At 60.6% G+C, this 3,819-nt stretch carries 5 protein-coding genes and 1 pseudogene; 2 read left to right on the top strand and 4 right to left on the bottom strand.

Going from position 1 to position 3,819, the window contains the following annotated elements:
- Positions 1-246 (bottom strand): Wzt carbohydrate-binding domain-containing protein (locus tag AC1DJT_RS34980; protein WP_476835889.1); only part of this gene is annotated, 246 nt, incomplete at its 3' end.
- Positions 247-370: 124 nt separating this feature from the next.
- Between AC1DJT_RS34980 and AC1DJT_RS34985 the strand changes: the two genes are divergently transcribed.
- Both AC1DJT_RS34985 and AC1DJT_RS34990 read left to right on the top strand, forming a co-directional pair.
- Entirely contained in the window at positions 371-1,705 is a 1,335-nt protein-coding gene (locus tag AC1DJT_RS34985) for an ABC transporter ATP-binding protein (RefSeq protein ID WP_476770054.1), read from the top strand.
- Positions 1,706-1,719: 14 nt separating this feature from the next.
- A complete protein-coding gene (locus tag AC1DJT_RS34990; RefSeq protein ID WP_476770053.1) occupies positions 1,720-2,502 on the top strand; it encodes an ABC transporter permease in 783 nt (260 codons plus the stop codon).
- A 38-nt stretch (positions 2,503-2,540) separates the two neighbouring features.
- Here the strand turns inward: AC1DJT_RS34990 and AC1DJT_RS34995 are convergent, their stop codons facing one another.
- The 3 genes and pseudogenes from AC1DJT_RS34995 to AC1DJT_RS35005 all read right to left on the bottom strand — a co-directional run.
- Positions 2,541-3,233, bottom strand: coding sequence for a class I SAM-dependent methyltransferase (locus AC1DJT_RS34995; RefSeq protein WP_476835890.1), 693 nt, complete (start codon positions 3,231-3,233; stop codon positions 2,541-2,543).
- Complete coding sequence (locus AC1DJT_RS35000) at positions 3,233-3,685, bottom strand: GtrA family protein (RefSeq protein ID WP_476835891.1); 453 nt, start codon at positions 3,683-3,685, stop codon at positions 3,233-3,235. The genes AC1DJT_RS34995 and AC1DJT_RS35000 overlap by 1 nt, the downstream gene beginning before the upstream one ends.
- 17 nt (positions 3,686-3,702) lie before the next feature.
- A pseudogene (locus tag AC1DJT_RS35005) lies at positions 3,703-3,819 on the bottom strand (glycosyl transferase); the annotation flags it as partial.

The raw sequence follows: 3,819 nt of genomic DNA on the forward strand, positions 1-3,819 counted from the left end.
GGCCAGCATGACGCCATGGTTCAGCACGCCCTCCGAGTAGAGGAGATTTCCGCTGAGCGCGATAAGTGCAAATCCGAGATTGGGACGCTTCACATGTCCGTTTGCCCTCGCCACGACCTTCAGAACCAAGGAATCGCCGCAAGCGCAGGCTTGCACATCCACACCTTTGTCGTCGCGAAGGCGAACTTCGGTGAGGGTGAGCCCCTGCGAACCAAAGCCGTCGACGCCGTTGATCAAATTGGCCATTCTGGACAAACCTTACGAAATGGGCTGGGTCGGATTTGGGGACTGTCGCAGCAGCGGTGCTTGCCCCTCGACGGTATAGCTCCTAATAGACGCGCTTCCTGGCGAATTCCAGCTGATCGAAACGATGAACGCGCCCGCATTGCTGAACGCATCCCAATCGAGCGATCCGGCGATCCGCGTTGACCGTCTCTCGAAGAGCTTCAAGGTCTATCAGAAGCCGATGGGCCGTATCGCGGACTATATCTGGCCCAAGCCCGGCCGCTATGACGAGGTCACGGCCCTCGACGACATCAGCTTCAGCGTTTCTCGAGGCGAGTGCTTCGGCATCGTCGGCATCAACGGGTCGGGCAAGAGCACCCTCCTCAAGCTGATTACCGGAACTCTTCTGCCGACCAGCGGAACCATTGCAGTCAACGGCCGTGTGCTCGCATTGCTTGAGCTCGGCGGAGGGATCAATCCMGAGCTCACCGGGCGCCAGAATGTAATCGTCAGCGCCGCGATGCTGGGCTTCCCTGAGGACTACGCCGCGTCCCGCATGGGCGAGATCGAGGCCTTTGCAGATATAGGGGCCTTTTTTGACAGGCCGATGAGAATATACTCCTCCGGCATGTATGTCCGGCTGGCTTTCTCGATCTATCTGTTCATGGATCCGGAAATCCTGATCGTGGACGAAGCTCTGAGCGTTGGCGACATCTTCTTCCAGCAGAAATGCTACGAGGCGCTGCGCAAGATCATGCAAGCAGGCACGACGGTACTCTTTGTCTCGCATGATACCGGTGCGGTGCAGAAACTCTGCCAGCGAGCGCTTCTGCTCGATCACGGGCGCGTCGAATTCATCGGGCTTCCCGACAATACGATCAACCGCTACTATACCAAACTCGGACACAAGACCGAGGCGGCCCGCAAGGACGCGGAGAATGGCGCAGCGGCGGACGACATCGCTGCTCTGCCGGATGCGGACGCCGACGAGGTTCTTCGCGGCAATATCCTCAATTCCGGAGCCATCCTATCCGCGGGAGGGGAATTGGCCCTCACCGCCGTGCGGTCCTGCGCCCCTGGTGGGGGCCCGTTCGTCTCGCAACGCCAGGGCACGGAGCTCGTCCTTGACCTCGTCGTCGAGGCCCTGAAGCCCTTGGCCGAAGGCGATATCTCTTTTTCGCTCCATGACCGCTTCGGCGAACTGGTGTTCAGCACCTCCAGCGCTCGCCTTGGCAAGCCAATCGGCAAGATGGAGCAAGGACAGCGCGCGATCGTTCGTTTCGTCGTGGAGTGTTTGGTCCCCGTTGGTGAATACACCTACAGGATCGGGCTGACGACGGGCAGCGACGTCGTACCTTCGCAGACCGAGATGCTTGGACCGATCCTGATCACCTGGGACAAGCCGACGAGCCGCTTCTACGGCCAGATCGGCCTTCCCAGCCAGCTCTTGAGCGCGACGCCGCAGCGAAGCGGACAGTGACCGGGACGACAGATATGATCCGCGATCTACTGCAGCATCACCGCTTCGTCTTCGCTAATGCGTGGACCGAAACGCGGTATCGCTACGCCGGCACTGCGATGGGAGCGTTCTGGCACATTGTCCAGCCACTGATGCTGATCGTGCTCTTCGCCTTCATCTTCGCTGGAATTTTCCCGACGCGCCCGGGCGCAGGCGGCAGGGTGAGTTCGCTGGTCTTCATCATGTCGGGCATGCTGCCATGGCTGGCGTTCGCCGACTGCCTGAGCCGCTGCACGACATCACTGACGGATAACGCCCATTATCTTCGGAAGATCGCTCTGCCGGAAATCCTGTTCGTGGCGCGCACCGGGGTGGTTGCCGCGATCATGATGACGCTGTCACTGGCGCTCACCGCCGCGACGGCGCTGCTATCGGGCGTCGTGCCGAACTGGTCCTGGCTGACGATCCCGCTCGCCGGCTTGCTGATGGTCGGCTTTGGCTTCGGCCTTGGCCTGATCCTGTCTCCAATCCACGTGTTCTTGCGCGACACCGGCCAGGCCGTCAGCGTGTTCACGCAATTCTGGATGTGGCTGACGCCAATCGTCATGACCGAGGAATTGCTTCCCGCGGTGTTGCGCCAGTTTCAGATCGTCAACCCGGCCTACTGGTTCGTACGCGCCATCCGGCAACCGCTGATTGCAGGCGAAGCTGCGGATGCGACCACGTGGATCGTGATGGTCGCGCTGACAGTCGTCAGCATCGCGCTGGGGCGACGTCTGCTCGGCCGCGTGCGATCAGACGTCCGCGACATGGTGTGACCTCCCCGCGCGAAGCAATATCTCAGCCTCGGTTGGCGCTAGCGCAGGATCACAGCCACGTTGGAGCTCATGGGGCCCAGCGGGAGTCCTGTCATCACGAATTGTGGCGCCCGGTTRCCCGGCCATTCGCGTGCGATCAGGCTTCTGTCCAGAAAATCCATGTTGGCGGGGTTGATCCAGTGGTCATATTTCGTCCCCGCAAGCAATTTCCGGAATAGCCCCGGAGCGTAGTGCAGCAAAGGCAGGCTGGTATGGTGCTCGACCGGGAACCAGCGGTTCGGAAAGGTTATGAATACCGCGGAGGCAACCCTGAGGTGCTCGGCGATGAAGGCCTTGMGCTGCTCCGAACCACCAACATGCTCTATGACCGCATTCGAGCAGGCAATGTCGAAGCTCTTGTCCGCGAAGGGCAGGCGCTCACCCGGCACGATCTGCTGAAAGGCGACCTTCGGATATGCGGCCACAACAGCCTCGCCGTTGCCAATGCCGGCGCAGGTGATCTGTTCGGGCCACGGATAGTGCTTCTCAAGGAAATTGGCGCCGTCGTTCTCGTCGTCGGAGACTCCGATATCCAGAACACGCGTCTGTGCCGTCGGAGCCAGCTCGCGCATGAACAGGTCGAACATCGACATGCGAGCCTTCTTGAGAAGGTTCATGGCGAAGGATTTGTCGACGYCGTCGCGATAGTAGATCGAGTCGATATTCGCGTCGTTTCCGTCTGATTGATTCACTAAGAGCTCTCCGGCGGCTTTGGATTCAGGGCGACCGGCCGGGCCCGACCGTGGAAGACGAACTTGTCGTAAAGAAAGAAGTTCACGACCAGCCCAACCGCAGCTCCCGCCAGATATGAAGGGATATGGGCAAACGCCGCATCGTAAGGCGCAATCACTGACAGCGCCACCAGGTTGGAACTTGCGCCTGCTGCGCTCGCTCCGAGATAGCGCAGGAATTCTACCGGCGCAGGGTCAGCCCTGCCAGCAGAGAACGTGACCCGGCGGTTCAGGAGCCACGTCACCAGCAATGCGATKAACGATGCAGCGATTCTGGACCAGACATAGTGTACCCCGAGCCCGGACACGAGGGCGAAGAACGCCAGCGCATCGACGAGGAAGCCGACAGCTCCAACTCCCAGGAAGCGCCGAAACGTCTGCAGCAGGGCGGAAGCTCGCGAATGCGGCGCCATGTCTTGTCCGTCTCGAACTAGGCTCGGCTGATCGCCGGGAATCCGAGATAGGCAAGGCGCTTCAACTCACGGCGGCCGCGCGTGACAGTGTCGAGAATGAAGCCGCAGGATAGCGACAGCAGTGACGACAACAT

The organism is Allobosea sp. 05T422_2, from assembly GCF_056396265.1.

Bases quoted from the DNA above. Each gene is read 5' to 3' on its own strand.
- AC1DJT_RS34990 (WP_476770053.1), top strand. From the start codon at position 1,720: ATGATCCGCGATCTACTGCAGCATCACCGCTTCGTCTTCGCTAATGCG.